This window comes from Aeromonas sp. R3-1 (assembly GCF_040908345.1).
In the GTDB taxonomy this organism is placed as follows: domain Bacteria; phylum Pseudomonadota; class Gammaproteobacteria; order Enterobacterales; family Aeromonadaceae; genus Aeromonas; species Aeromonas veronii.
The window spans coordinates 1-22,308 of record NZ_JBFODN010000080.1; the positions used below are offsets into that span (position 1 = coordinate 1).

Here is a 22,308-nt window from a genome sequence, read left to right on the forward strand (position 1 = left end):
GGTGCGCAAAGGCGAAGAGCTGAGCTATCAGGATTTGATCGCCAGCTTTGCCGAGCAATATGGCGCGCGTTTCCGCTATGTCCCCTTTGTCAGCCGCGAGCCCTGGCCCGATGCAATGGCAGGGCGGATCCCGGCAGCGATTGCCAGCGGCCAGTTGCAGCAGCGGGTAGGGTTGGAGTTCTCACCCGAGCTGAGTCAGGTGCTGATCTGTGGCAATCCGGAGATGGTGAAAGAGACCCAGCAGACCTTGCTGGCGCTGGGGTTGGCCAAGAATCTGCGGCGGGCGCCGGGCAATATCAGTGCGGAGAATTATTGGTAAAACAATCAGCACAGGGGCACCAGGCCCCTGCTGCATCAGGAGAGGGCGTTCAGTTCTTCTTGCTGTTGCCCTTGTTTTTATCTTTCTGTTTGTCGTGACCTTGCCCGGGGTTATTGCCGCTGTGGATGCTGCGGTTGTAGTGATCCCGGTACTTGCCATCCATCTTGTCGCAGTTGAGTTTGATCCTGCTGTCGCCAATGCCAAGATCCAGGCAGTTGTCCTGCCACCAGTCGTACTCTTTGTCATCCCAATCGAGATTGATCTTGATGTCATCACCGGAGATCTTGATGCCATCGCTATTTTTGCTTGGCGGCGCCGCAACCGCGATGCCATGCGCCATCAGCAGGGAGAGCCACAGGGCGCCACGCTGGATAACAGGGTTGTGTTTGGCTTGGGTCATCGCAAGGGTACTCCTGTCGTTATTGGCCACTCTGCGAGTTGGCAGGGATCTGGTTGGTTTGCGGTGGCTGGTTGCGGTTCTCTTCATCTTCCAGATTGAATTTGACCGCCCTGCAGTCGGCCGGGGCGGTTTCGCCGACCCCCAAGTCGAGGCAGTCGTTCTGGGTCCAGCCGAACTGCTTGTCATCCCAGTCCAGGTTGAATTTAAGCTCATCGACGGAGAATTCGGAGCCACTGCTCTCTTGATATTGCTGGGTCGCTGCGGCGCTGCCGGTAACCAGAAGAAGGGAGAGTAGCAAAGTGGTCTTACTGTTCATGATGGCCTCGGATAATTGCAACGGTGGATGAGTGTACAGACCGGAGCTGAACCCGGGCGGAACTGTTCCCCATCTCACTACATGATCAAGTCAGGGAGGGATTGTATCGCTTTTCTGCTGCCGATTTGTCCGTTTTGGTCGCACTCTGGGCAGCTGGTTGCCAATCTGAAGGAATTCAGTCATTTGCCCTTCTCTGGGCGAGTCTGGCGACTATAATCGGCAGCCAACTTTTCCTGCACAGCACACCCCTTCATCATGACCACACAGGACTCCTCCACATTGCGCTACCCCAAGGGGTGGTTTGCTCTGACGACGGTATACAGTTTCACCGGGTTGGCCATTCTGGCTTCCATTATCTTCTCCCTGCTGCTGTTCCTCTCCATCGATGACAACCCGCTGATGAAGTGGCTGTTCGGCGGCTTGGCCATCATCTTCGAACTGGGCAAGTTTTACGTCTGGTACGAGTACGGCGAGCGCAAGGCGCGGCGGGATTTGAGTGGTGCTTTCTGGTCGCTGTTGTTCTACAGCGTGTTGGCGGCCATCTCCATCGGCGGCAGTATTGGTGGCATCAACAGCGCCACCAATGCGGTACTGAGCCAGCAGGCGCGCCACGAGCGGGAGCTGGCCCGTTTCGACGAGCAGATCGCCAGCATCGAGCGGCAGATCCAGCTCAACGAGGAGGCGGCCCGCAAATACATCGAGCTGGAGCGTATCTCTAGCGGCGTCTCCTCGTTGCAGCACGCCAATACCAAGCTGCGCTTGCAGCAGGATGAGCTGCGTCAGCAGCGCGATGCCAAGCCGGTCAACGAACAATCCTCCATGTTGGGGCTGATGAGCAGTCTGGCGGACGGGGTGGGGATGAGCATCAGTCAGGTACAGTTTCTGCTGGTCTGCTTCCTCTCGGTGCTACTCGACGTGTTCGGTGCCTTTTTCGTCAGCCTGATCGGCGAGGAGAACCGCTTTCGCCGGATGTGGCGCTGGCAGCAGGAGCAAGCTCGCAGAGAGGCGCAGGAGGCGTTGGCGATGGCAGCCCAGCCCGAGCCCATGCTGCCGCCCGAGCCCGCCCCCGAGGTGCTGGCGCAGGTGCGCGGTGCGCTGGTGAGCGGTGAGCTCAAGTGCAGCAAACGCTCGGTGGCACAGGCTTTGTCACTCTCGCTGGAGGAGGTGGATCGGGTGTTCCACCATCTGCTGTCGCAAGGGGTGCTGGGGCAGGGGAGCAATCGCCACTACTACCTCAATCCGGCGCTGGAGCAGCAACCCGGATAGTGAGAAGGCCACCGAAACTCGGTGGCCTTTTTCGTTATCGAGTGGCTGTGGCACTCAGTGAGTCAGCACCATCATCAGGCTGAGGAAGGCGGCCAGTCCGCCACCGATGCCGATGATCCAGTAAAACCCCTTGGCCCCCTGTTTGAGCGGGATGCGGAAGTAGAGCAGAAATGCCCACCACCCCAGTGCCAGCAACAGAGGAATAAGAAACATTCGAGCCATGGTGTCCTCGCTGTTATTCTGTTGACCCTTGATCAATCAACAGGATGGATTGTGCAATGACGCAACTACAGATTACCGCATTCGGTGACCCCTCGGTACTCAAGCTCAACCCTTCCCTCGATAAGGTGCCAGCCGATGGCGAAGTGCGGGTACGCATCTGCTTTGCGGGGGTGAACCCCATCGATGCCAAAACCCGCGCCGGTCTTGGCTGGGCGGCGGCCCAGAACAAGGACAAGCTGCCCTGGACACCGGGTTATGACGTCTCCGGTGTGGTAGAGAAAGTGGGCCCCGGCGTAACCTCGCTGGTCGAGGGGGATCGGGTGTGCGGCATGGTCGGTTTTCCCCTTACCGCCGGTGGCTACGGGGAGTCTGTGGTGGCAAGCGAGAGCGAGCTGGTCAAGCTCGACGGGGTGAGCCTGCAGCAGGGGGCGGCGCTGCCGCTGGCCGGTCTCACCGCCTGGCAGGGGCTGCTTGAGCACGGCGGCCTCCAGAGCGGTCAGCGGGTCTTGATCCTCGCCGGGGCCGGTGGGGTCGGCCATCTTGCGGTGCAGTTTGCCAGCGCCTATGGCGCCGAGGTGGTGGCTACCGCCAGCCCCGACAACCATGGCTTCCTGCACGCACTGGGGGCGCGCTGGATGGTGGATTACCATGATGCGAACTGGCCAGCACAGGTGGTGGCAGAGGCCGGTCAGGTCGATCTGGTGCTGGATCTGGTGGGCGGCGAAAGCGGCAAGGCGGCGCTGGCCTGTGTCAAACCGGGTGGCCGCCTGGTGACGGTGCCTACCATTACCGCCCAGCAGATCAAGGATGCGGGAGCTGCGGCGGGTATCGAGGTGGTCGGCATGCTGGTTCACCCCGACCAGAAGCAGCTGGGTCAGATGTTGATGCTGCTGCGTCAGGGGGAGGTGAAGGTCACCCTCGCCAGTGAATTCCCCCTAGCTGAGGGGGCGCTGGCCCATCAGGCTATCGAAGGGGGCCATGTGCGCGGCAAGCTGCTGCTGCGGATGCCTGCGGCCGACGGCTATCCCGGATGAGCGAGATGATGGAGATGGGGCTGGGGTGGCTCTTTTTAAGCGCCTTTACCTCCGCCACCCTGCTGCCCGGCAGCTCCGAAGTGCTGCTGGGGGCCATGGCGGCCAAGGGGGAGTGGAGTATGGCGAGCCTGCTGCTGTGGGCCACGCTGGGCAATACCCTCGGCTCCATGACCACCTGGTGGCTCGGCTGGCTCGCCACCTTCAAGAAAAAACCGGAAGATTTTCAAGGCCGTGGGGAACAAAAAGCCTTAGGCTGGCTCAAACAACATGGTCACTGGTGTCTGCTGCTTGCCTGGACGCCGGTGGTCGGTGATGGTCTCTGTCTGTTGGCCGGTTGGCTGCGCCTCTCCTTCTGGCGCTCTCTCATTCTGATCGGGCTCGGCAAATTGTTCCGTTATGCCCTGGTTTTTCTGCTGGCCAGTCACATTTTCTAGCCTGTTTTTGTCACTCACGAGGTTACCGTGAACAAAGTCATACCTTTAACGATTCTGCTGGGCTTCACCCTGCCGGTGCTGGCGGCACCGACCCTGATCGCCGAACAGGGCAAGGAGGAGGGTAAGCTCGCCATCCCCTACCAGATGTACAAGCTGGACAACGGCCTGACCGTGATCCTGGCCCCCGACCGCTCCGATCCGCTGGTACACCTCGATGTGACCTATCACGTCGGCTCATCCCGCGAGACGGTCGGCAAGTCCGGTTTTGCCCACTTCTTCGAGCACATGATGTTCCAGGGCTCGAAACACGTCGGTGATCAGGAGCATATGCGGATCATCAACGAGGCCGGTGGCGACATGAACGGCACCACCAACAAGGACCGTACCAACTACTACGAGACTGTGCCTGCCAACCAGCTGGAAAAAGTGCTCTGGCTGGAGGCGGATCGGATGGGCTTTCTGCTCGATGCGGTGAGCCAGAAGAAGTTCGAAATCCAGCGCGCCACCGTCAAGAACGAGCGGGCCCAGCGGGTCGACAACCAGCCGTACGGGCTGGTGAGCGAGAAGGTGGGGGAGGCGCTCTATCCGCGTACTCACCCCTACTCCTGGCAGCCTATCGGTTACGTGGAAGATCTCGACCGGGTCGATGTGAACGACCTCAAGCAGTTCTTCCTGCGCTGGTATGGCCCCAACAACGCCACCCTGACTCTGGGCGGCGACTTTGACAGCAAGCAGGCTCTCGAGTGGATCGAGAAGTACTTCGGCTCCATCCCGCGCGGCCCGGACGTGGCCGAGCCGACGCCAAAGCCGGTGACCCTGCCCGAGACCCGCTATGTGACGCTGCAGGACAAGGTGCACCTGCCGCTGCTCTATATCAGCTACCCCACAGTCTCTCTTGGCGATCCGCAGGAGCCTGCGCTCGACATGTTTGCCGACGTACTCGGCGGCTCCGCCAGCTCCATGCTCTACCAGTCGCTGGTGAAAACCGGCAAGGCGATCGATGTGGGGGCGTCTCACTACTGCGAAGAGCTGGCCTGTACCCTGACCGTCTACGCCTACCCCAATCCGTCGCAGGATGGCAGCCTCAAGACCCTCAAGGGGGAGGTGGACAAGGTGATCGGCGAGTTCGCCCAGCGCGGCCTCAAGCCGGAAGATCTGGAGAAGGCGATCGCCAAGTACCGTGCCTCCGCCATCTGGGGTCTGGATAGCGTCTCCGGCAAGGTGAGCCAGCTCGCCATGGGTCAGGTGTTTGCCCAGGATCCCAACTATGTGTTCAAGACGCTGGATGCCATCGGCAAGGTGACACCGGAGCAGGTGAAGGCCGCCTACGACAAGTTCATCGCCGGCAAGCCGGCGGTGGTGCTGAGCGTGGTGCCCAAGGGCAAGACCGAGTGGCAGGTCGCCACCCCAAACTTTACCCCCGCCAAGCGCGAGCTGCCGGATTACAGCAAGCATGACGAAGCGCTGGCCGAACGACCGGTAAAAGACAATTTCGATCGCAGCGTGCAGCCCAAGGCGAGCGAGGCGGTGAGCGTCAAGGTGCCCGCCATCTGGCACGGCAAGCTCGACAAGAACATCGAGATCATCGGTACCAAGAGTGACGAGATCCCCGCGGTCTCCATCATGATCGCCCTGCCGGGCGGCATTCGTGCCGAAGATAAAGGGCAACTTGGGCTGGCCAATCTGACCGCCGCCATGATGGGGCAGGGCACGGTGCGCCTGACCGAGGCTCAGCTGAGCGACGAGCTGCAAAAGCTGGGATCTTCCATCGATGTCTCCAGCGCCCAGTACAACAACCTCATCACCGTCAGCTCGCTGGCGGACAAGTTGCCCCAGACCCTGGCGCTGGTGCGCGAGGTGCTGGAGCGTCCGGGCATGCGGGAGGCGGACTTCGAGCGGGTCAAGGCGCAGCTGCTGCAAGGGATGCAACAGGCCCAGCAGCAGCCCGAGTGGCTGGCCGGGCAGGCGTTCCGCGAGCTGGTCTACGGCAAGCAAAACCGCCTCGGTCAACCTACCGATGGGGTGGCGGCCGATGTGGCCAAGCTGACACTGGCGGACGTGAAGCACTTCTATCAGGCCTACTACAACCCCACCAACGCCAAAGTGGTGGTGGTCGGTGATGTGGGCCAGAAGCAGATCGAGGAGCAACTCGGCTTCCTGACCGAGTGGAAGGGGGCCACGCCGACTCTGGGGGATCTCAAGCTCAAGGGTGAGCAGGCCAAGCCGGGTATCTATCTGGTCGACAAGCCGGGGGCACCCCAGTCGGTGATCCGCATCGGTCGTCGCGCCATGCCGTTCGATACCACGGGGGATTACTTCACCGCCGGGCTGATGAACTTCAACCTGGGTGGCAACTTCAACAGCCGCATCAACCTCAACCTGCGGGAAGACAAGGGCTACACCTACGGCGCCAGCTCGGGTTTCTCCGCCAACCGCGAGGTGGGCACCTTCGCCACCGGCGCCAATGTGCGGGCCGATGCGACTGTGGATGCCATTCGCCAGTTCCTCAAGGAGATGGACAACTACCGCAAGAGCGGCCCGACCCCGGTCGAGCTGGCCTATATGCGCAGCGCTGTCTCCCAGCAGGATGCCCTCTCTTACGAGACCTTGGGCCAGAAGGCGGGCTTCCTGCTGCAGATGGTGATGTATGACCTGAAACCGGACTATGTGCAGGCCCAGAACAACCTGATCAAGACGGTGTCGCCCGAGGCGCTGAAGGCCAGTGCCGCCCGTTGGCTCAATCCGGCCGACATGGTGATCGTGGTGGTGGGAGACAAGCAAAAGCTTGAAAAACCCCTGAAGGAGCTTCATCTTCCCATCTATCCGCTGCAGTTGCCGTAACTGACGCTTTATAAAAATCAAGAGCCGCCCCGGATGGGGCGGCCTCACATGAGCCGTGAATATGACTACAACAAGCTTGTCGCTCACCGAGTTGCTGAATGCGTTGGGATCACCGGAGCGCCTGACCGCGCTCAAGGGGATCCGGCGCGGGATCGAACGTGAATGCCTGCGCATCACGCCGGATGGCCGACTCGCCCAGAGTGACCATCCCCGGGCGCTGGGCTCGGCCCTGACCCATCCCAATATCACCACCGACTACTCGGAGAGCCTGCTGGAGTTCATCACCCCGGCCACTGACTCCATCGACAGCCTGATGGAGCAGCTCGGCGACATCCATCACCATGTGATTCAGCATCTGGGTGACGAGCGGATTTGGCCGCTCTCCATGCCTTGCTTCGTCGGTGGGGAAGAGAGCATCCGGCTGGCCCAGTACGGCAGCTCCAATATCGGCAAGATGAAAACCCTCTACCGTCAGGGTTTGAAGAACCGCTACGGCAGCCTGATGCAGGTGATCGCCGGGGTGCACTTCAACTTCTCCATGCCAGACAGCTTCTGGAGCGAGTGGCAGGATCTGGTGTGCGAAGGATGCTGCAGCCAGCGCTTTATCTCCGACAAGTACATGGGGCTTATTCGCAACGTCTACCGCTTCGGCTGGCTGGTACCCTATCTGTTTGGCGCCTCCCCGGCCATCTGCGAATCCTTCCTCAAAGGGCGCAAGAGCAACCTGCCGTTCGAGAAGACCGGCAAGGGCACCCTCTATCTGCCTTACGCCACCGCGCTGCGTCTCTCCGATCTTGGCTATACCAACAGCGCCCAGGCTGGGCTCAAGATCAGCCACGACAATCTGCCGGCCTATGTCAGCAGCCTGCGCCGCGCCATCAACACCCACAATCCCGACTTTGCCAAGATCGGGGTCAAGGTGGATGGGCAGTATCGTCAGCTCAACGACAACGTGTTGCAGCTGGAGAATGAGCTCTACGCCCCAATCCGCCCCAAGCGTACCCCGCGCAGCGGCGAGAAGCCCTCGGATGCGCTGGATCAGCGCGGCATCGAATACATCGAGCTGCGCACCGTGGACGTCAACCCTTTCACCCCGCTCGGCATCGATGCCGACCAGATCCGCTTCTTCGATCTGTTCCTGGTCTGGTGCCTGCTGCGTCCCTCTCCGGTGCTGAGTGACGAGGAGATTGCCCGCAACCGCCGCAACCAGAACAAGGTGGTGCTGGAAGGACGTCGTCCCAGCCTGACGCTTGAAGATGAGCAGGGCAATGCCATTGGCCTCAAAGAGTACGGCCTCAAACTGTTCGACGAGCTGGCTCAGGTGGCCGATCTGCTGGATCGCTGCTGCGGCCGCAACCGCTATCGCGAGACGTTGGCGATGCATCGCGAGAAGCTGCTCAACCCCGAGCTCACCTATTCCGCCCGCATGCTCAAGGAGCTGCTGGAGAGCGGCAAGGACAACGGCTGCTACGGCGACAAGCTGGCGACCCGCTATCGCGAGGAGCTGCTGGCAGGGGAGCTGCAGTACTGGGATGAGGCCTACTTTGCCGGTGAGGCGAAGGATTCGCTGGCCAAGCAGCGCGAACGCGAGCGCAGTGACAGCGTGTCGTTCGATGACTTCCTGGCCGACTACTTCGGAACCAGTACCACCACGGCCTGAAGGCGGGGTCGTACCGACCAAAGTGCCAACAAAAAGCCGCTCGAGTGAGCGGCTTTTTTATTTCTCTGAACCTGAGCGATATCAGACGTGGTTATACATCGCCTCGATTTCGCTCTGGTACTTGGCTTCGATGATCTTGCGGCGCAGCTTCATGGTGGGGGTGAGCTCACCCAGCTCCATTGAGAAGGCGCTCGGCAGCAGGGTGAACTTCTTCACCTGCTCGAACTTGGCCAGCTCTTTTTGCAAGTCGGCGATGCGGGCTTCGAAGAACTCCATCACCCGGGAGTGGCGCAGCAGCTCGGTCTTGCACTGGTACTGCAGGTTGATGGAGCGGGCGTACTCCTCCAGCGACTCGAAGCAGGGGACGATCAGCGCAGAGACGAAGTGGCGGGCATCGGCGACGATTGCGATCTGCTCGATAAAGCGATCCTTGCCGATGGTTCCTTCCACCAGCTGCGGAGCCACGTACTTGCCGTTGGAGGTCTTCATCAGCTCCTTGAGACGTTCGGTGAAGTAGATATTGCCCTGGCTGTCGAGCTCACCGGCATCGCCGGTACGCAGGAAGCCATCCTCGGTCATCACCTCGGCGGTCGCGTCCGGCTTGTTGTAGTAGCCGCGCATCACTGTGGGGGAGCGCACCAGCAATTCGTTGTTCTCACCCAGCTTCACCTCGATGCCGTTCAGTGCCGTGCCAATGGAGCCGAGCTTGAACTGGCTGTCTTCGTAGCAGCAGACGGTGGCGGTGGTTTCGGTCATGCCGTAGCCGTACTTGAGGTTGAGCCCCATCGCCTGGAAGAAGAGGTTCACATCGTCGGCCAGACGGGCGCCCGCCACCGGCAGGAAGCGGGTACGACCGCCAAAACGGGCGCGCAGCTTGCGAAACACCAGTCGCTCGGCGAGCCAGAGCTGGCCGTAGAGCAGCGGGGAAGCGGACTTGCCTGCCTGACGGGTGGCAACCATCTGCTTGCCGACCTTGGTCGCCCAGCCAAACAGGGCGCGGCGCAGAGCCGGAGCCTGAGCAACTTTGGCCTGGATCATGGCGTAGGCTTTCTCGTAGAGGCGCGGCACGGCACACATCACGGTCGGCTGCACCTCGCCAATCACATCCATCACCTTCTGCGGATCGCGGATATAGACGTTCTCGGCACCACAGTAGAGCACGTAGTAGCTCCAGGCCCGCTCAAACACGTGGCTGAGCGGCAGCATGCAGAGCGACACATCCTGCTGATTGAGGTCGAGGCGGCTGTTGTGCATCTCGAAACAGGCGGCGATGTTGCTGAAGTCGAGCATCACCCCCTTGGGCTCGCCGGTTGTGCCTGAGGTGTAGATCAGGGTCAGCAGATCATCCATCCGGTACTGGGTTTCCCGCTCGCGCAGCTCCTGCTCGCTGGGCTGATGGTTGCCGGAGACCAGAAATGTCTGGAAGTGGCTCGCCTGCTCGCAGCCGCGCAGGTTGACGTTGCCATCGAGGGCGATGAGCTGGCGGATCTCGCCGCTTTCAATCAGTTGCAGCGCCTGATCGAACTGGGGTTGTTCGCCAACGAACAGTACCTTGATGCCGGCATCTTTGACGATGTAGCGCAGCTGATCGAGCGTACTGGTGGGGTAGATAGGGACGCTGACACCGCGGGCGGCAAGGATGCCGAGATCGGCCTGGGTCCACTCCGGCATGTTGCGGGCATAGATGCCGACCATTTCGGTTGGCTGGTGGCCGGCACGGATCAGCGCCTGTGCGCAGTAGTCCATGGCCTGGCCCAGAGTACGCCAGCCGATGGCGCGCCACTGGCCATCTTGCTGAACCCGCAGGGCAGCCTTGTTGCCAAGCTGGGCAATACGTTCACGCATCAGTCGAACCAGATGAAGCTTCGGCATCAGTTAAACATCCTTTAATTACAGTTGTACGCCCGCGAGGGCACTAAAAATCGGGCTAGAGTTTAAACTCCAACATTACGGCTTACAAGTGTTCGCTGTTTGTCTTGGATCACAAAGAGCGCAAATAGCTCTCCCTTTGCGCAGACTGGCCGATACTGCTAGGAGGCAGAGAGAGGGTTAACGATATGAATCTGTGGGTGAAAGGGGCGTTGGCCGCGGTCGGGCTGATGGTGGTGGGGGGCGCTGCGTTTTGGTTCTTTGCCGGAACGTCATCACAGGGACCTGCCAATCCCTGGTATCAGGGGGCCGAGGGGTATCAGCAGGCGCAGCAACAGGCGCTGGCGTTGGGCTATCCGCTGCTCTATGTGCTGGAGACCCCCAAGTGCCGCCGCTGCGGCGATCTGGAGAAGAAATTCTGGCAGAGCAAGGAGATGGCTGGTCCGCTTGCCCGGCTGGTGAAGGTGCGCCTCAACCCGGGCAAGGGGGATGGCAGCGAGCAGATCCTGCGCCGCTTTCCCAAAGTCGCCACGCCGCCCGGCATCTATATCCAGCAGCCGGGCCAGCCTCTCAGGCCCATCAAGATAGTGGTGGATATCGACCAGATCTGGATGCCGGGAAAAACCTGGCAGCGTGGCTTCTATATGCCGCTCTCCGGTGCCGGATTTGAGGCGGTAGTGCATACCACCCTGGCCTTGCAGGATCCCGCGCTGGACAATGCCCCCCTCGATTGAGGGGGGGCCAAGACGCCTGAGTACGGCGAACAGCCGGATCAGCCGAAATCGAATAGTCGCGACATCAACACCGCATCTTCCCTGTCGTTGCCGGTGCCGTAGTAGTCGGCTCGGCGGCAATATTCGGCAAAACCGGCGCTCTCGTAGAGGTTGATGGCTGTCTGGTTACCGGCCCGTACCTCGAGAAACCAGGCCTCTGCCCCGGCTTGCTTGCTGCGCGCCAGATAGGCCTGCAACAGCGCCCGTCCCAACCCCTTGCCCTGAAACGTCGGATGCACGCAGATATTCATCAGCGAGCTGTCACCGGCCACCAGATCCGAGATATAGAAGCCCGCCGGGCGACCATCGACCAGCATCAAGCCGTTGAGATAGCGAGGACCGAAGCAGGAGAGCAGGTTGGCCTCACTCCACGGCTCCTTGTGAGCGGCTTGTTCGATGGGGTAGACAAGGTCGAAATCGCTCTCGAGCAGGGGGCGAAACTCAGGCATGGGGGCTCCGGATGGCAAGGTGTTGGGCACTGGGGTTGGCAGAGGCAGCATTTGTAAAATCAGGTAAAAAGAGCGGCATCACAGTGGGACTTGGCGGCATTATGCAGGATCACGCCGCGCTGGCCGCAAGGTGCTGGCGCAGCTGTTGCCACAGGGCGCGCTTTTGCGCGGCGCTGGGGGTGAGCGGGCAGATCAGCGCATTTGGCCGCTCGGGGTTGGCCTCCGTCAGCCAGAGCAGGGGGGAGGCGTCCGCCGCGTGCAGGTCGGCAGGCGGCAGCTCGCTGAGCAGTGAGACCTCGTCGGGGGTCATGCCGAGCAACTGGCAGATATCCGCCAGCAGCGTGGTGGCAGGCAGCTGAGGCGCCAGCAACCAGAGTTTGCCGCTGGGCAGCGGAGCGCGGGTGGCCGGTGCTGTCTGGTCGGGCTGCACGGCATCTTGCGCAAGCTCGGGAGCGGGTGCTGCACCCAGCAATGCCGGACGACGCAGTTGCCAGCTTTGAATGCCCATGCGGGCCAACATGCTCTGACGAACGGGATCTTGCATTTGAGGCGACTCACTCTTGATCTGCATTGGGGAAAATTGTGTTGCGCAGGGTACACTCGAACCGCTTTTGCTGCACCCTTTGCAACGCATCATCTGGCGCATGCGGGCATGGTGCCATCACGACACTCGCTATACATGGGCGCAGCACGCTGTCGATACGGTATCGCACTGCCTTTGCGTGTTTTCCTGCCAGAGGCGGGTATTGTGCGGCAAGAGATACCAGAATAAACATCATAACAAGACAAAACCCAAGGTCGAGCAAATGGATATCGTGCCTTGGGGCTAACATCATCCCAGCTTCGGAACATTCTCTATGTCGTCTTTAGCTCAAGCCCAGAACCCTGCGCGTCTTATTCCCATCCAGGAGCGCTTGCCCCGGCTGCTGGCCGCCCTCGGTGAGGGACTTTACGAACGGCAGGATGCCTTGCGCCTCGGTCTGCTGGCGGCCCTCAGCGGTGAGAGTGTCTTCTTGCTGGGGCCACCCGGTATCGCCAAGAGCCTGATCGCCCGCCGTCTCAAGCTGGCCTTTCACGACGCCCGCCACTTTGAATACCTGATGACCCGTTTCAGTACGCCGGAGGAGGTGTTTGGCCCCCTATCCATTCAGGCACTGAAAGAGGATGGCAAATACCTGCGCCTCACCACAGGTTATCTGCCTGAGGCCGAAGTGGTGTTCCTCGACGAGATCTGGAAGGCGGGCCCTGCCATCCTCAACACCCTGCTCACCGCCATCAACGAGCGGCAGTTTCGCAACGGCGACAGCCAGCACCCTATCCCGATGCGCTTGCTGGTGACCGCCTCCAACGAGCTGCCGGCACCGGACAGCGGGCTGGAAGCGCTCTACGACCGGATGCTGGTGCGGATCTGGATGGACCGGGTGCAGGAGAAAGCCAACTTTCAAGCCATGCTGGCCAGCGATGGCCACGCCCACCAGAACTTGCCGGAATCCCTGCAGATCCGGGGGGATGAGTATGAGCAGTGGCAGAGCCAGATTGAACAGGTGCGCCTGCCGGATGCCTGTTTCGAGCTCATCTACCAGCTGCGCCAGCAGCTCGACAGCCAGCTGGCCCATCGCTGCTATGTGTCGGATCGCCGCTGGAAGAAGGCAGTACGGCTTATCAAGGCGAGCGCCTTCTTCAATGGCCGTGACGAGGTCGCACCGGTAGATCTGCTGCTGTTCAAGGATTGTCTCTGGCATGACGAGGAGTCCCGCACCGCCCTGCTGGAGATGATGACCGAGTTTTCTCGTCTCTACGGCTATCAGCAACTGGCGATGACCCGTCAGCTGCTGGCGTTGCGGGATCAGTTCAAACAGCTCAAACAGAGCGTGGCCCAGCGCCTTTGCACAAAGGCCCGCCAACGCAAGCAGTGGTTTGGCCGGCGGGCCCGGGGTATCGAGATCCCGCTTGCCAATGCCAGACCCTTTGGCAAGCAGGTGCACTTCCATCTCCTCACCCCGGCGCCGCTGGATGGCAGCGATCCCGAGCGTCTCACCCGCACCCTAGTGTTCGATCGCACCTTGCTCTCCCATTGGCATCCCACCGGTGAGGCGCTGGTGGGTTATGAGTTCGGCAACCCGAAAGAGGGGCATTACGAGCTGGTGCTGGACGATGAGCTGCGGCTGCAGGTGCTCGATATCCAGCGCCAGCAGATCCCGTTGGTATTGATGGAGCGTAACGCCATCCCCGAGGTGGTGCTGGCGCCCTGGTTGCAGTCACTCGACGAGCAGCTAGTTCAGGTCGGCAAGGTGATGCAGATGCTCAAGCAGCAGCGCAGCCTGTTCGAGCGTCACCAGCAACACCTCTTTATCGACTCACGCTGGCTGCAGCAGGTGGAGGACAGCTTCTTCGTGCTGAGCCGGGATCTCGAACTGCTGCGCTGCGAGCTGACCCAGTGGCGCGAGCGGTTGCCAAGGCTGGACGAGTAAGGAGCACCCATGCTTGAGATCGGCATGCTTGATCTGGGGCTCCTGATTGGCGAAGGGGAGCTTGCGGGTGAGGTGGCGCTCCTGCTGGCAGCCTCACCCAAGATTTCCGAATTTATCAAACGCTCCCCGCTACAGGGCAAGCTGCTGAAAAAGCGCCTGCATAGCTGGGGTGAGCAGCTTGGCGAGGAGATCCGCCACAAGCCGGTGCCGGTGGCGCTGGAGCAGGAGTACCTGCTCTATCAGGCGCATCGGCAACTGCCGATGACCGAGCTGATTGGTCGCCTGCCCGGCTTGCTGGAATCGCTGGAACAGTACAGCCCCTTCGCCGGTGAGGCCCGCTCCTTGGTGCGTCAGCTGACGGCCCACCCCACCGAGGGGCTGCGCCAGCTCTTTATCGACAAGTGGCGCGCCAGTCTGGTGGGAAGCCTGCTGCAACTGCAGCAGCAGATCGCCGAAGCGGAGCGGGAGAAGCAGCGTCAGGAGATTGAAGATCAGCTGCTGGCGAGCCGCACCCTGGCCGATGCCCTCGATCCCAACCAGATCTCCGCTGGTGGTTTGTGGGATCTGGCTCAGGGGCACTGGCACAAGCGTAGTCTGGTGCTGGTCAAGCAGTACGCCCGCATGTTGCAGCGCGAACCCTTGCTGGCGGAGATTGCCGGTCTGCTCGGGCGCAGCGAGCGGGATCGGCGGGCGCAGGAGCAACCTGTGCCGCCGGTTCAGGTGCTGGAGTTGGAGCCAGCACCCAGCGACGATGTGCCGGACGATCTGGTGGGCATTCATCAGGCGAGCGATCTGATGCGGCTGCTGCCAAGCGAAGCTGTGATGCTGGGCCTGCCCGAGCTGGAGCTGGAGTTCTATCGCCGCTATCTGGAGCGGCGCCTGCTCAGCTATCAGTCACGTGGCACCTTGCCGCGCCAGCGCATCATGCTGCGCACCCCGGAGCAGGGTGGCCAGCAGTTGCAGCAGCGAGGCCCCTTTATCGTCTGCGTCGATACCTCCGGTTCCATGGGGGGCTATCCCGAGGAGTGTGCCAAGGCACTCTTTCTGGCGTTGCTCAAGGTGGCGATGGATGAGAAGCGCGGCTGCTACCTGATGCTCTTCTCCACCGAGGTGGCGACCCTCGAGATCACCGCGGATACCGGGCTGGACAAGGCGGAGCGCTTTCTCTCCATGAGTTTTCACGGCGGTACCGATCTGGTGCCTTGTCTGGAGAAGGCGCTGGCCAAGCTCGATGATCCCGCCTTTGCCAAGGCGGATGTGCTGGTCATCTCCGACTTTATCGCCCAGAGCCTGCCTCATCCCCTGCTCGATCAGATGAACCGCTATCGCCAGCGCCAGACCCGTTTTCACGCCGTCGCCATGTCCCGCCACGCCAAGCAGGCGCTGCTGCGGGTCTTTGACAACAGCTGGCTGCTCGATTGCGGCCTGCGCGGCCGGCTGCTGCGGCGCTGGCAGCATCACTAGTGACCGGGAGGGGGCAACCCCTCTTGGTTGTTATCCCGCCTCCTCTTTTTCGCTGTGCGTCCCCGCTTTTATTCCAACACGATGATATCGCAGTAAAATGTGACTAGCCTGCCATTCGGGCTCTCTGTCCGGGTGATAGCCTTTACAGCCATTGTTACAGGGGAAAGATGGTGATTTTCCGGCATCGGCTTGCCCGATGATCTTTCCCATTGATCCGGAGTATGTATGAGCCGACTTGCCTTGCTGCTGTTGCTGGCGGTGTTCGGGCTGGCAGCCAAACCCTTGTCCCCCGAGCAGTTGGAAAATGAACTGGGAGGGATGGAGCGGGTCTACCAGCCGATCGAGTTGTTGCGGGAACGCGTTGCCCGTTTGCAGCGGGACGGCAACGCCTATCCGCCGTCGCAGCAGATGCGGATCAGTCGTCTGGCTTGCTGGGCCCAATCGGCCGATGACATGCAGGAGTCCCGTACCGCCATCGCCAATGCGGAGCGGATGCTGGCCATTGCGCGCGAGCAGGGTGATGACGCTGCCGTGGCGGAGCTGACGATTTGCCGCGGCTGGTTCAATCAGCTGCTCGGCGAGGTAGCGAAGGCTCGTCACGATTACGATGAGGGGCTGCGGCTGGCAAGAGAGGCCGCCTTGCCAAAGCTGGAGGCGCTGGCGCTGGCCCGCCGGGGGGCCATGCTGTCTTTTCAGGGGGTCTCAGGCCAGGGGCTGATGGATCTCACCAAGGCGCACAATATTTACGAACAGCTGGGGTTGCCCACCTGGTATCACCAGGCGCAGCTCGAGATTGCGGCAGCATTTCGCCGGATGGGCCTCTATGCCGAAGCGCTCGCCACCCTCAACCAGTTGAGTGAACACTTTGCCAGGAGCCACGATGGATTTGGCTCGGCAAGGCTAAGTGATCAGCTGGCGATGGTCTATCTGCAGACCGGGCGTTATCAGGATGCGCTGGGCGAGCTTGAACGCAGTGCGGCCTTTTATAATCAGCCTCAATATCTGATTGAGCATGCCGAACGCATGGTGATGCAGGCCGAGGCTCTGCTCGGGCTGGATCGCCCCGCTGATGCCGGACGCTTGCTGGCACAAGCGGCGAAGGTGCTCTCTCCCGACGTTGACCCCATCCTCCATGCGCATCTCGAGCTGGTGCGGGCGAGGTTGAGAGTCGAAGAGCAGGAACCGGCGCCAGCCTTGCGCGCGCTTGAGAAGATTGAGCCGATTTTGAAGGTGGAAGGGCACGTGCGCTTTTTGCTCGAGCTCTACTGGGTGCGCAGTCGGGCGCTCGAGTTGCAAGGCGATTATCCGGCGGCGCTGGCTGCATTGCGGGAGCATCTGGTGCAGGAGCAGCGGCTCGATCAGCTGTTACGGGAACAGAGCACGGCCTGGGTTCGCGGTGAGTTCGAGCTGGCCCGTCAGGAGGGGGAAAACGAGCGACTGCGAGTCGAGCAGCGACTGCAGCAGCAGGAGCTGGAGCAGGTCAAGGAGCGTCGGTTCTGGCTGCTGGTGGTGATGGTGCTCTGCGGGGTACTGGCGCTGCTGACGATGGGGTGGCTGCTTGATCGCAACCGTCGGATGCGTCGTCTGGCCTTTACCGATGAGCTGACCGGCATCAACAACCGCCGTCGGGTGCTGCGGCAGGGCAGCGATATGCTGGCGCTGGCTCGCAGGCAGGGCACGCCATTTTGTCTGCTGGTGTTCGATATCGATCACTTCAAGCGGATCAACGATACCCTGGGCCATCACCAGGGAGACAGGGTGCTGCAATGGGTCTCTCGGGCGGCAGATCGTCAGTTGCGGCACCAGGATCAGTTGGGGCGTACCGGCGGAGAGGAGTTCTTGATCCTGCTGCCGGATACCAGCCTTGAAGAGGCGTGCCGGGTGGCTGAGCGGATCCGTCACTCGGTCGCCAACCGGGCGCTGCCCGGCATGTCGTACCCGGTAACCATCAGTATCGGATGTGCCTCTCTGCGAGACGATGATCAGGATCTGGCGGCCTTGATCCAGCGTGCTGACAATGCGCTGTATCGTGCGAAAGAGGCGGGGCGCAATCGGCTGGAGACAGACGAGTGACGGGCTGGGTATTGTCACTCACCAGGGTGTCATCGCTATTGGGGAGCACACTGATACGGCGATGATGCTCGTCCCCTGCGCTCGTTCTTGCCTGCGATGACAGATTGGCAAGCGCGAGCGCAGAAGAGCGTCAGAAGGGCGTTATGCCCAGGCGCTGCCACCATTGAGATGAAGCACTTCACCATTCATGTTGTTGTTGCTCATCAGGAACAGTGCGGCCTGTGCATAATCCTCTCCCTCTCCCAAGCGCTTCAACGGCAGGCTTTGCGCCACGGCAGCCACTTTTTGTGGGTCATTGCCCAGTGCTTTAAGCAGCATGGGAGTACGCATGGGGCCCGGGTTGATGACGTTGATCCGACGGGGGGTCAGCTCGGTAACCAGACTGTGAGCCAGCGTTTCAACCGCGCCAGCTGCAACGGCAGGGAGTGCTTTACCCAGTTGTGGGCGGCGCGTCACCATCCCGGACGTGAGCACGATGGAGCCGCGTTCGGACAGTTTGGGTGCTGCGGCGCGGATCGCATGAACACTTCCCCAGAAGCGGCTGTCCATGTTGATTTTCAAATCCTCGATGGCAGCGGTGAGAAAGCTGCCTGGTCGCATGACGGCGGCGGTAATGACGAGATGATCCAGCGAATCCAGCTGGTTGAAAAAGTGATTGACGGAGTCGACGTCGAGAATATCCAGTTGATGGCCACTGGCACTTGGGCCCAGTTCAGCCAGTGCAGTGGCAAGCTGCTCACGGCTGGAACCGCCGATAATGACCTTGGCGCCTTGCTCGATCGCTTGTTGGGCGGTGGCCAGGCCAAGACCCGAGGTACCACCGATAATGACGATCTGTTGATTGTGCAGGGTGGAATGTTTCATGTAATGACCTCTCCATTATGTAGATACGATTTACATATTTGTAGCTGGGTAGGGAAAGTCCAAGTATGAAAATTTATCAAGAGTGGTTGTTGCTGGCATGAGGAGGGGGCCAACTCCACGTGGTCCGGATGCTGCCATCCGATTCGGAGTGTTTGATTTTCTGTTCAGTTGGAACCTGTGGAACGGAGGAGCGGCCAAATTATCATCTCTTGTCAGGCTGGGTATTTTTCACTCGCGCGGGTATAATGTCGCGCAATTTTGCTTTGACTCAGGCGAGAAGACCCATGTAACGCAACCCTCTTCCCTCTCTCCACCTGGTTGGCAATACGCCAGCTGGCGTGGCTTTCGTTGCGTATACATGTGCCGTGAGCGGCATTCCGGATTTATTCCCACGGTGGCTGATGCCACCGCTCAATAGAAGAACGTTGAATTATGTCAGCTGAATTTCTGAGTGAAGTCTCCAAGAGACGCACTTTTGCGATCATTTCGCACCCGGATGCGGGTAAAACCACCATCACTGAAAAAGTCCTGCTGTTCGGACAGGCCATTCAGCGCGCCGGTACCGTCAAGGGCCGTGGCTCGGGCCAGCACGCCAAATCCGACTGGATGGAGATGGAGAAGCAGCGTGGTATCTCCATCACCACCTCGGTGATGCAGTTCCCCTATGCCGATTGTCTGGTCAACCTGCTCGATACCCCTGGTCACGAGGACTTCTCTGAAGATACCTACCGTACCCTGACGGCGGTCGACTGCTGCCTGATGGTCATCGATGCCGCCAAGGGTGTTGAAGACCGGACCCGCAAGCTGATGGAAGTCACCCGTCTGCGTGATACCCCCATCCTCACCTTCATGAACAAGCTGGACCGTGAAGTGCGCGATCCGATGGAAGTGATGGATGAGGTGGAGCGCGAGCTGAAGATCATGTGCGCCCCGATCACCTGGCCTATCGGCTGCGGCAAATCCTTCAAGGGGGTCTATCACCTCTACAAGGATGAGACCTATCTCTATCAGAGCGGTCAGGGGCACACCATCCAGGAGAAGCGGGTGGTCAAGGGGCTGAACAACCCGGATCTGGATGCCGCCGTCGGCGAAGATCTGGCCCAGCAGCTGCGTGACGAGCTGGAGCTGGTGCAGGGCGCCTCCCCCGAGTTCGATCACGATGCTTTTATCGCTGGCGAGATGACCCCGGTCTTCTTCGGTACCGCACTGGGTAACTTCGGTGTTGACCACATGCTGGATGGCCTGACTGACTGGGCGCCGTCTCCCATGCCGCGCAAGGCCGAGAGCCGCGAAGTGGTAGCGACCGAGGAGAAGTTCTCCGGCTTCGTGTTCAAGATCCAGGCAAACATGGATCCGAAACACCGCGACCGTATCGCTTTTATGCGTATCGTATCAGGCACCTACAGCAAGGGCATGAAGATGCGCCACGTGCGTATCGGCAAGGATGTGAACATCTCCGACGCAGTGACCTTTATGGCCGGTGACCGGGAGCAGGCGGAAGACGCCTTCGCCGGTGACATCATCGGTCTGCATAACCACGGTACCATCCAGATCGGCGACACCTTCACCCAGGGTGAAGATCTGAAGTTCACCGGCATCCCGAACTTTGCACCGGAACTGTTCCGCCGCATCCGCCTGCGCGACCCGCTCAAGCAGAAGCAGCTGCTCAAGGGGTTGGTCCAGCTCTCCGAAGAGGGGGCGGTACAGGTGTTCCGTCCGCTGATCAGCAACGATCTCATCGTCGGCGCGGTCGGTGTGCTGCAGTTTGACGTGGTGGTTTCGCGCCTCAAGAGCGAGTACAACGTCGAGGCCATCTACGAGGCGGTCAACGTCTCCACCGCCCGCTGGGTGGAAGGGACCGACGTCAAGAAGTTCGAAGAGTTCAAGCGCAAGAACGAGGTCAACCTGGCCCTCGATGGCGGTGACAACCTCACCTATATCGCGCCGACCATGGTCAACCTGCGCCTGGCCCAGGAGCGCCATCCGGACGTCGAGTTCCGTCAGACTCGCGAGCACTGATACTGCTTACCAAATCCCGCCAGATGGCGGGATTTTTTTATGCATCAAGGAGAGGTGATGGTTGAATCGATGAATCCTGCCTGCTCGGCTCTGGCTGAGGGTTATCTGTTATCCCAGCCTGTGGCTGCACGGGCTCGTCATGTCTCGGCGGACTACTTCTGTGCTGATGAACACAATGCCAATCTCTGTGCTTCGCTGGTGGTAGCAGGACGCAAGCGAGCGACCTGTAGCCTCGCTTACTGGTATCTGGAGAAGGGCGAGCGGATGCCGGAACAGGGGGACCTACTGGTGGTAACTGACTGGAATGGTCAACCCAAGGCTCTGGTTGAACTGGTGTCAGTCACCTTGTGTCCATTCGATGAGATTGATGCTGCATTTGCTGCCGAGGAGGGGGAGGGTGATGGCTCTCTGGCTTGGTGGTACAAGGCGCACAAGGCATTCTTCGAGCGTGAGATGAAGGCGGAAGGGAGAGAATTTGATGAGCACGCCACGCTGGTGCTGGAGCGATTCCGGGTAGTGGCGCTGCCGCAGTAAACGAAGCGGCAAGCAGGGGAGACTCCTGCTTGCCGCTATCACTTTAGAGCGCCAGGTCTAACACCATGCAGATCTCGCAATCCCCGTGGCCGGTGCAGCCAAGGGGGCTGGGCAGGTGTTCAAAGCCCAGTGATTCATAGAGGCTGGTGGCTTCGCGCAAGACCTCGGTCGTTTCCAGATAGCAGCGCTGATAACCAAGCGCGCGCGCCTCGTCCAGTGCCTGCAACACCAGCCGCTTGCCAAGGCCCAGTCCGCGCAGGGCAGGCATAAAGTACATCTTCTGCAGCTCGCAGACTCCCTCTTCTCCCGCCAATGGCGCGATACCACCACCGCCGAGGATGGAACCGTCTGGCCCTTCGATAACCCAGTAGCGGCTCTTCTCCCCCTGATAGCTCTGGGAGAGGGTATCGAGATTGGGATCGGATACCCCATACCCCTTGTCTGCGGTGAGGCCATATTCGGCCGAGACGGCGCGGATCACCAAGGCGATCTGGGCATTGTCCGCCGCCGTGATGGGGCGGATCTGGTAGCCCCGCTGGCGACGGGCGCGGGAGAGGGCGCTGCGATAGAGCCGCAACCCTTGCCACAGCTGCTCCCGCTCGGGCAGGCTCAACTGCGCCAGCATCTCTTCCATCGCCCCGTCCATCTCCCGGTGCAACTCCAGCAGCATCCCCTGACCGTTGACGGTGAGGCGGGCCTCCTTGCTGCGGCCGTCGGAGGGGTGCGGGTGCCAGCTGATGAGATCCCGCTCGGCGAGGCGCGCAAGCGGGCGGCTGGCGTTGGATTTGTCGATGTGCAGCTTTTCTGCCAGCTGCTGGTTGGTGGCCGGGGCGTTTTCCAGCTCGATCAGCAGGTGAGCCTCGATGGGGGTGAGGGCCAGATTGCCGCACTGCTGGGAGAGCATGCCGAGTTCGCGAACCAGATCGCGCGACAGGGCGCGCAGGGGACGGGGATCCATATCGTGGGTTCCTTTTTAGTTGTGAATGACAACTAAAATAGCGTAAAAGTTGTAATTCGCAACCTTTTGCTGTGATGACTTGCAGAATATGGGGTGAGCGGCAGCCCCGTTGATTGGGCTGCCGCAGGTGGGGCGGTCGTCAGGCGGCGGCTCTGATAGCCAGCTCCGGGCGGCGGGAGAAGCAGCGGGCGAGCAGCAACATGGTGGCGACGCCTATGGTGCCCAGCACCAGCCAGGGGAGGGCCGGTTGTCCCTGTTGCAGCGAGAAGTCATAGAGGGAGCCGCCGCCCACATAGCCGGTCATGCCCCCCAGCGCCAGTCCGAGGCGGCTGAAGCCCATGT

The 22,308-nt window shown here is 60.8% G+C and carries 19 protein-coding genes and 2 pseudogenes; 12 read left to right on the top strand and 9 right to left on the bottom strand.

The features are described from left to right. A pseudogene (locus AB5Y85_RS05235) lies at window positions 1-319 on the top strand (ferredoxin--NADP(+) reductase); the annotation flags it as partial. 49 nt (window positions 320-368) lie between these two features. Here the strand turns inward: AB5Y85_RS05235 and AB5Y85_RS05240 are convergent. Both AB5Y85_RS05240 and AB5Y85_RS05245 read right to left on the bottom strand, forming a co-directional pair. Beyond that, the gene (locus AB5Y85_RS05240) at window positions 369-719 is read right to left on the bottom strand and encodes a hypothetical protein (RefSeq protein WP_257686780.1); all 351 of its coding nucleotides are present in this window, start codon (window positions 717-719) and stop codon (window positions 369-371) included. A gap of 19 nt (window positions 720-738) precedes the next feature. Then, window positions 739-1,035, bottom strand: a complete 297-nt coding sequence (locus AB5Y85_RS05245; RefSeq protein WP_021229026.1) for a hypothetical protein — start codon at window positions 1,033-1,035, stop codon at window positions 739-741. A gap of 255 nt (window positions 1,036-1,290) precedes the next feature. Between AB5Y85_RS05245 and AB5Y85_RS05250 the strand changes: the two genes are divergently transcribed. Further along, a complete protein-coding gene (locus AB5Y85_RS05250; protein WP_257686781.1) occupies window positions 1,291-2,301 on the top strand; it encodes a Preprotein translocase subunit SecY in 1,011 nt (336 codons plus the stop codon). Between the two features lie 54 nt (window positions 2,302-2,355). Here the strand turns inward: AB5Y85_RS05250 and AB5Y85_RS05255 are convergent, their stop codons facing one another. Next, window positions 2,356-2,523, bottom strand: a complete 168-nt coding sequence (locus AB5Y85_RS05255; protein ID WP_005308905.1) for a hypothetical protein — start codon at window positions 2,521-2,523, stop codon at window positions 2,356-2,358. Window positions 2,524-2,579: 56 nt separating this feature from the next. Between AB5Y85_RS05255 and AB5Y85_RS05260 the strand changes: the two genes are divergently transcribed. From AB5Y85_RS05260 to gshA, 4 genes are all read left to right on the top strand, one after another. Continuing rightward, complete coding sequence (locus tag AB5Y85_RS05260; protein ID WP_257686782.1) at window positions 2,580-3,557, top strand: NADP-dependent oxidoreductase; 978 nt, start codon at window positions 2,580-2,582, stop codon at window positions 3,555-3,557. Beyond that, window positions 3,554-3,991 carry a YqaA family protein gene (locus tag AB5Y85_RS05265; protein WP_005348990.1) on the top strand — a complete coding sequence of 146 codons (438 nt, stop codon included), beginning with the start codon at window positions 3,554-3,556 and terminating at the stop codon, window positions 3,989-3,991. The genes AB5Y85_RS05260 and AB5Y85_RS05265 overlap by 4 nt, the downstream gene beginning before the upstream one ends. Before the next feature lie 27 nt (window positions 3,992-4,018). Beyond that, window positions 4,019-6,832, top strand: a complete 2,814-nt coding sequence (locus tag AB5Y85_RS05270; RefSeq protein ID WP_107683770.1) for a pitrilysin family protein — start codon at window positions 4,019-4,021, stop codon at window positions 6,830-6,832. 61 nt (window positions 6,833-6,893) lie between these two features. After that, the gene (gene gshA / locus AB5Y85_RS05275) at window positions 6,894-8,492 is read left to right on the top strand and encodes a glutamate--cysteine ligase (RefSeq protein WP_257686783.1); all 1,599 of its coding nucleotides are present in this window, start codon (window positions 6,894-6,896) and stop codon (window positions 8,490-8,492) included. An 81-nt stretch (window positions 8,493-8,573) separates the two neighbouring features. Here the strand turns inward: gshA and AB5Y85_RS05280 are convergent, their stop codons facing one another. Next, window positions 8,574-10,364, bottom strand: coding sequence for a long-chain fatty acid--CoA ligase (locus tag AB5Y85_RS05280; protein ID WP_069528041.1), 1,791 nt, complete (start codon window positions 10,362-10,364; stop codon window positions 8,574-8,576). 185 nt (window positions 10,365-10,549) lie between these two features. On the opposite strand from AB5Y85_RS05280, the gene AB5Y85_RS05285 reads away from it, so the two are divergent. Beyond that, window positions 10,550-11,095 (top strand): hypothetical protein, encoded by a 546-nt coding sequence (locus tag AB5Y85_RS05285; RefSeq protein WP_005340504.1) that lies wholly within the window; start codon window positions 10,550-10,552, stop codon window positions 11,093-11,095. A gap of 38 nt (window positions 11,096-11,133) precedes the next feature. On the opposite strand, the gene rimI is transcribed toward AB5Y85_RS05285, so the two are convergent. Then, window positions 11,134-11,583, bottom strand: a complete 450-nt coding sequence (rimI, locus tag AB5Y85_RS05290) for a ribosomal protein S18-alanine N-acetyltransferase (RefSeq protein WP_257686784.1) — start codon at window positions 11,581-11,583, stop codon at window positions 11,134-11,136. Between the two features lie 109 nt (window positions 11,584-11,692). Next, window positions 11,693-12,127 (bottom strand): DNA polymerase III subunit psi, encoded by a 435-nt coding sequence (locus AB5Y85_RS05295; protein WP_257686785.1) that lies wholly within the window; start codon window positions 12,125-12,127, stop codon window positions 11,693-11,695. A gap of 313 nt (window positions 12,128-12,440) precedes the next feature. Between AB5Y85_RS05295 and AB5Y85_RS05300 the strand changes: the two genes are divergently transcribed. The 3 genes from AB5Y85_RS05300 (at window position 12,441) to AB5Y85_RS05310 (ending at window position 17,591) form a co-directional block, all read left to right on the top strand. Continuing rightward, on the top strand, window positions 12,441-14,054 hold the full coding sequence (locus tag AB5Y85_RS05300) for an ATPase RavA domain-containing protein (RefSeq protein WP_257686786.1): 1,614 nt from the start codon (window positions 12,441-12,443) through the stop codon (window positions 14,052-14,054). 9 nt (window positions 14,055-14,063) lie between these two features. Beyond that, window positions 14,064-15,518 (top strand): ATPase RavA stimulator ViaA, encoded by a 1,455-nt coding sequence (viaA, locus tag AB5Y85_RS05305; protein ID WP_160880920.1) that lies wholly within the window; start codon window positions 14,064-14,066, stop codon window positions 15,516-15,518. Between the two features lie 225 nt (window positions 15,519-15,743). After that, on the top strand, window positions 15,744-17,591 hold the full coding sequence (locus AB5Y85_RS05310; RefSeq protein ID WP_257686787.1) for a diguanylate cyclase: 1,848 nt from the start codon (window positions 15,744-15,746) through the stop codon (window positions 17,589-17,591). A 141-nt stretch (window positions 17,592-17,732) separates the two neighbouring features. On the opposite strand, the gene AB5Y85_RS05315 is transcribed toward AB5Y85_RS05310, so the two are convergent. Further along, entirely contained in the window at window positions 17,733-18,455 is a 723-nt protein-coding gene (locus AB5Y85_RS05315; RefSeq protein WP_040067517.1) for an SDR family oxidoreductase, read from the bottom strand. A 429-nt stretch (window positions 18,456-18,884) separates the two neighbouring features. Between AB5Y85_RS05315 and prfC the strand changes: the two genes are divergently transcribed. Both prfC and AB5Y85_RS05325 read left to right on the top strand, forming a co-directional pair. Beyond that, entirely contained in the window at window positions 18,885-20,474 is a 1,590-nt protein-coding gene (gene prfC, locus AB5Y85_RS05320; RefSeq protein WP_085942998.1) for a peptide chain release factor 3, read from the top strand. Between the two features lie 57 nt (window positions 20,475-20,531). Next, window positions 20,532-21,008 (top strand): ASCH domain-containing protein, encoded by a 477-nt coding sequence (locus AB5Y85_RS05325; RefSeq protein WP_257686788.1) that lies wholly within the window; start codon window positions 20,532-20,534, stop codon window positions 21,006-21,008. A gap of 43 nt (window positions 21,009-21,051) precedes the next feature. Here AB5Y85_RS05325 and AB5Y85_RS05330 read toward each other — a convergent pair whose 3' ends face one another. Then, window positions 21,052-21,966, bottom strand: coding sequence for a bifunctional helix-turn-helix transcriptional regulator/GNAT family N-acetyltransferase (locus tag AB5Y85_RS05330; protein ID WP_257686789.1), 915 nt, complete (start codon window positions 21,964-21,966; stop codon window positions 21,052-21,054). Window positions 21,967-22,105: 139 nt separating this feature from the next. Beyond that, window positions 22,106-22,308 (bottom strand): annotated as a pseudogene (locus AB5Y85_RS05335) (multidrug transporter MdtH); the annotation flags it as partial.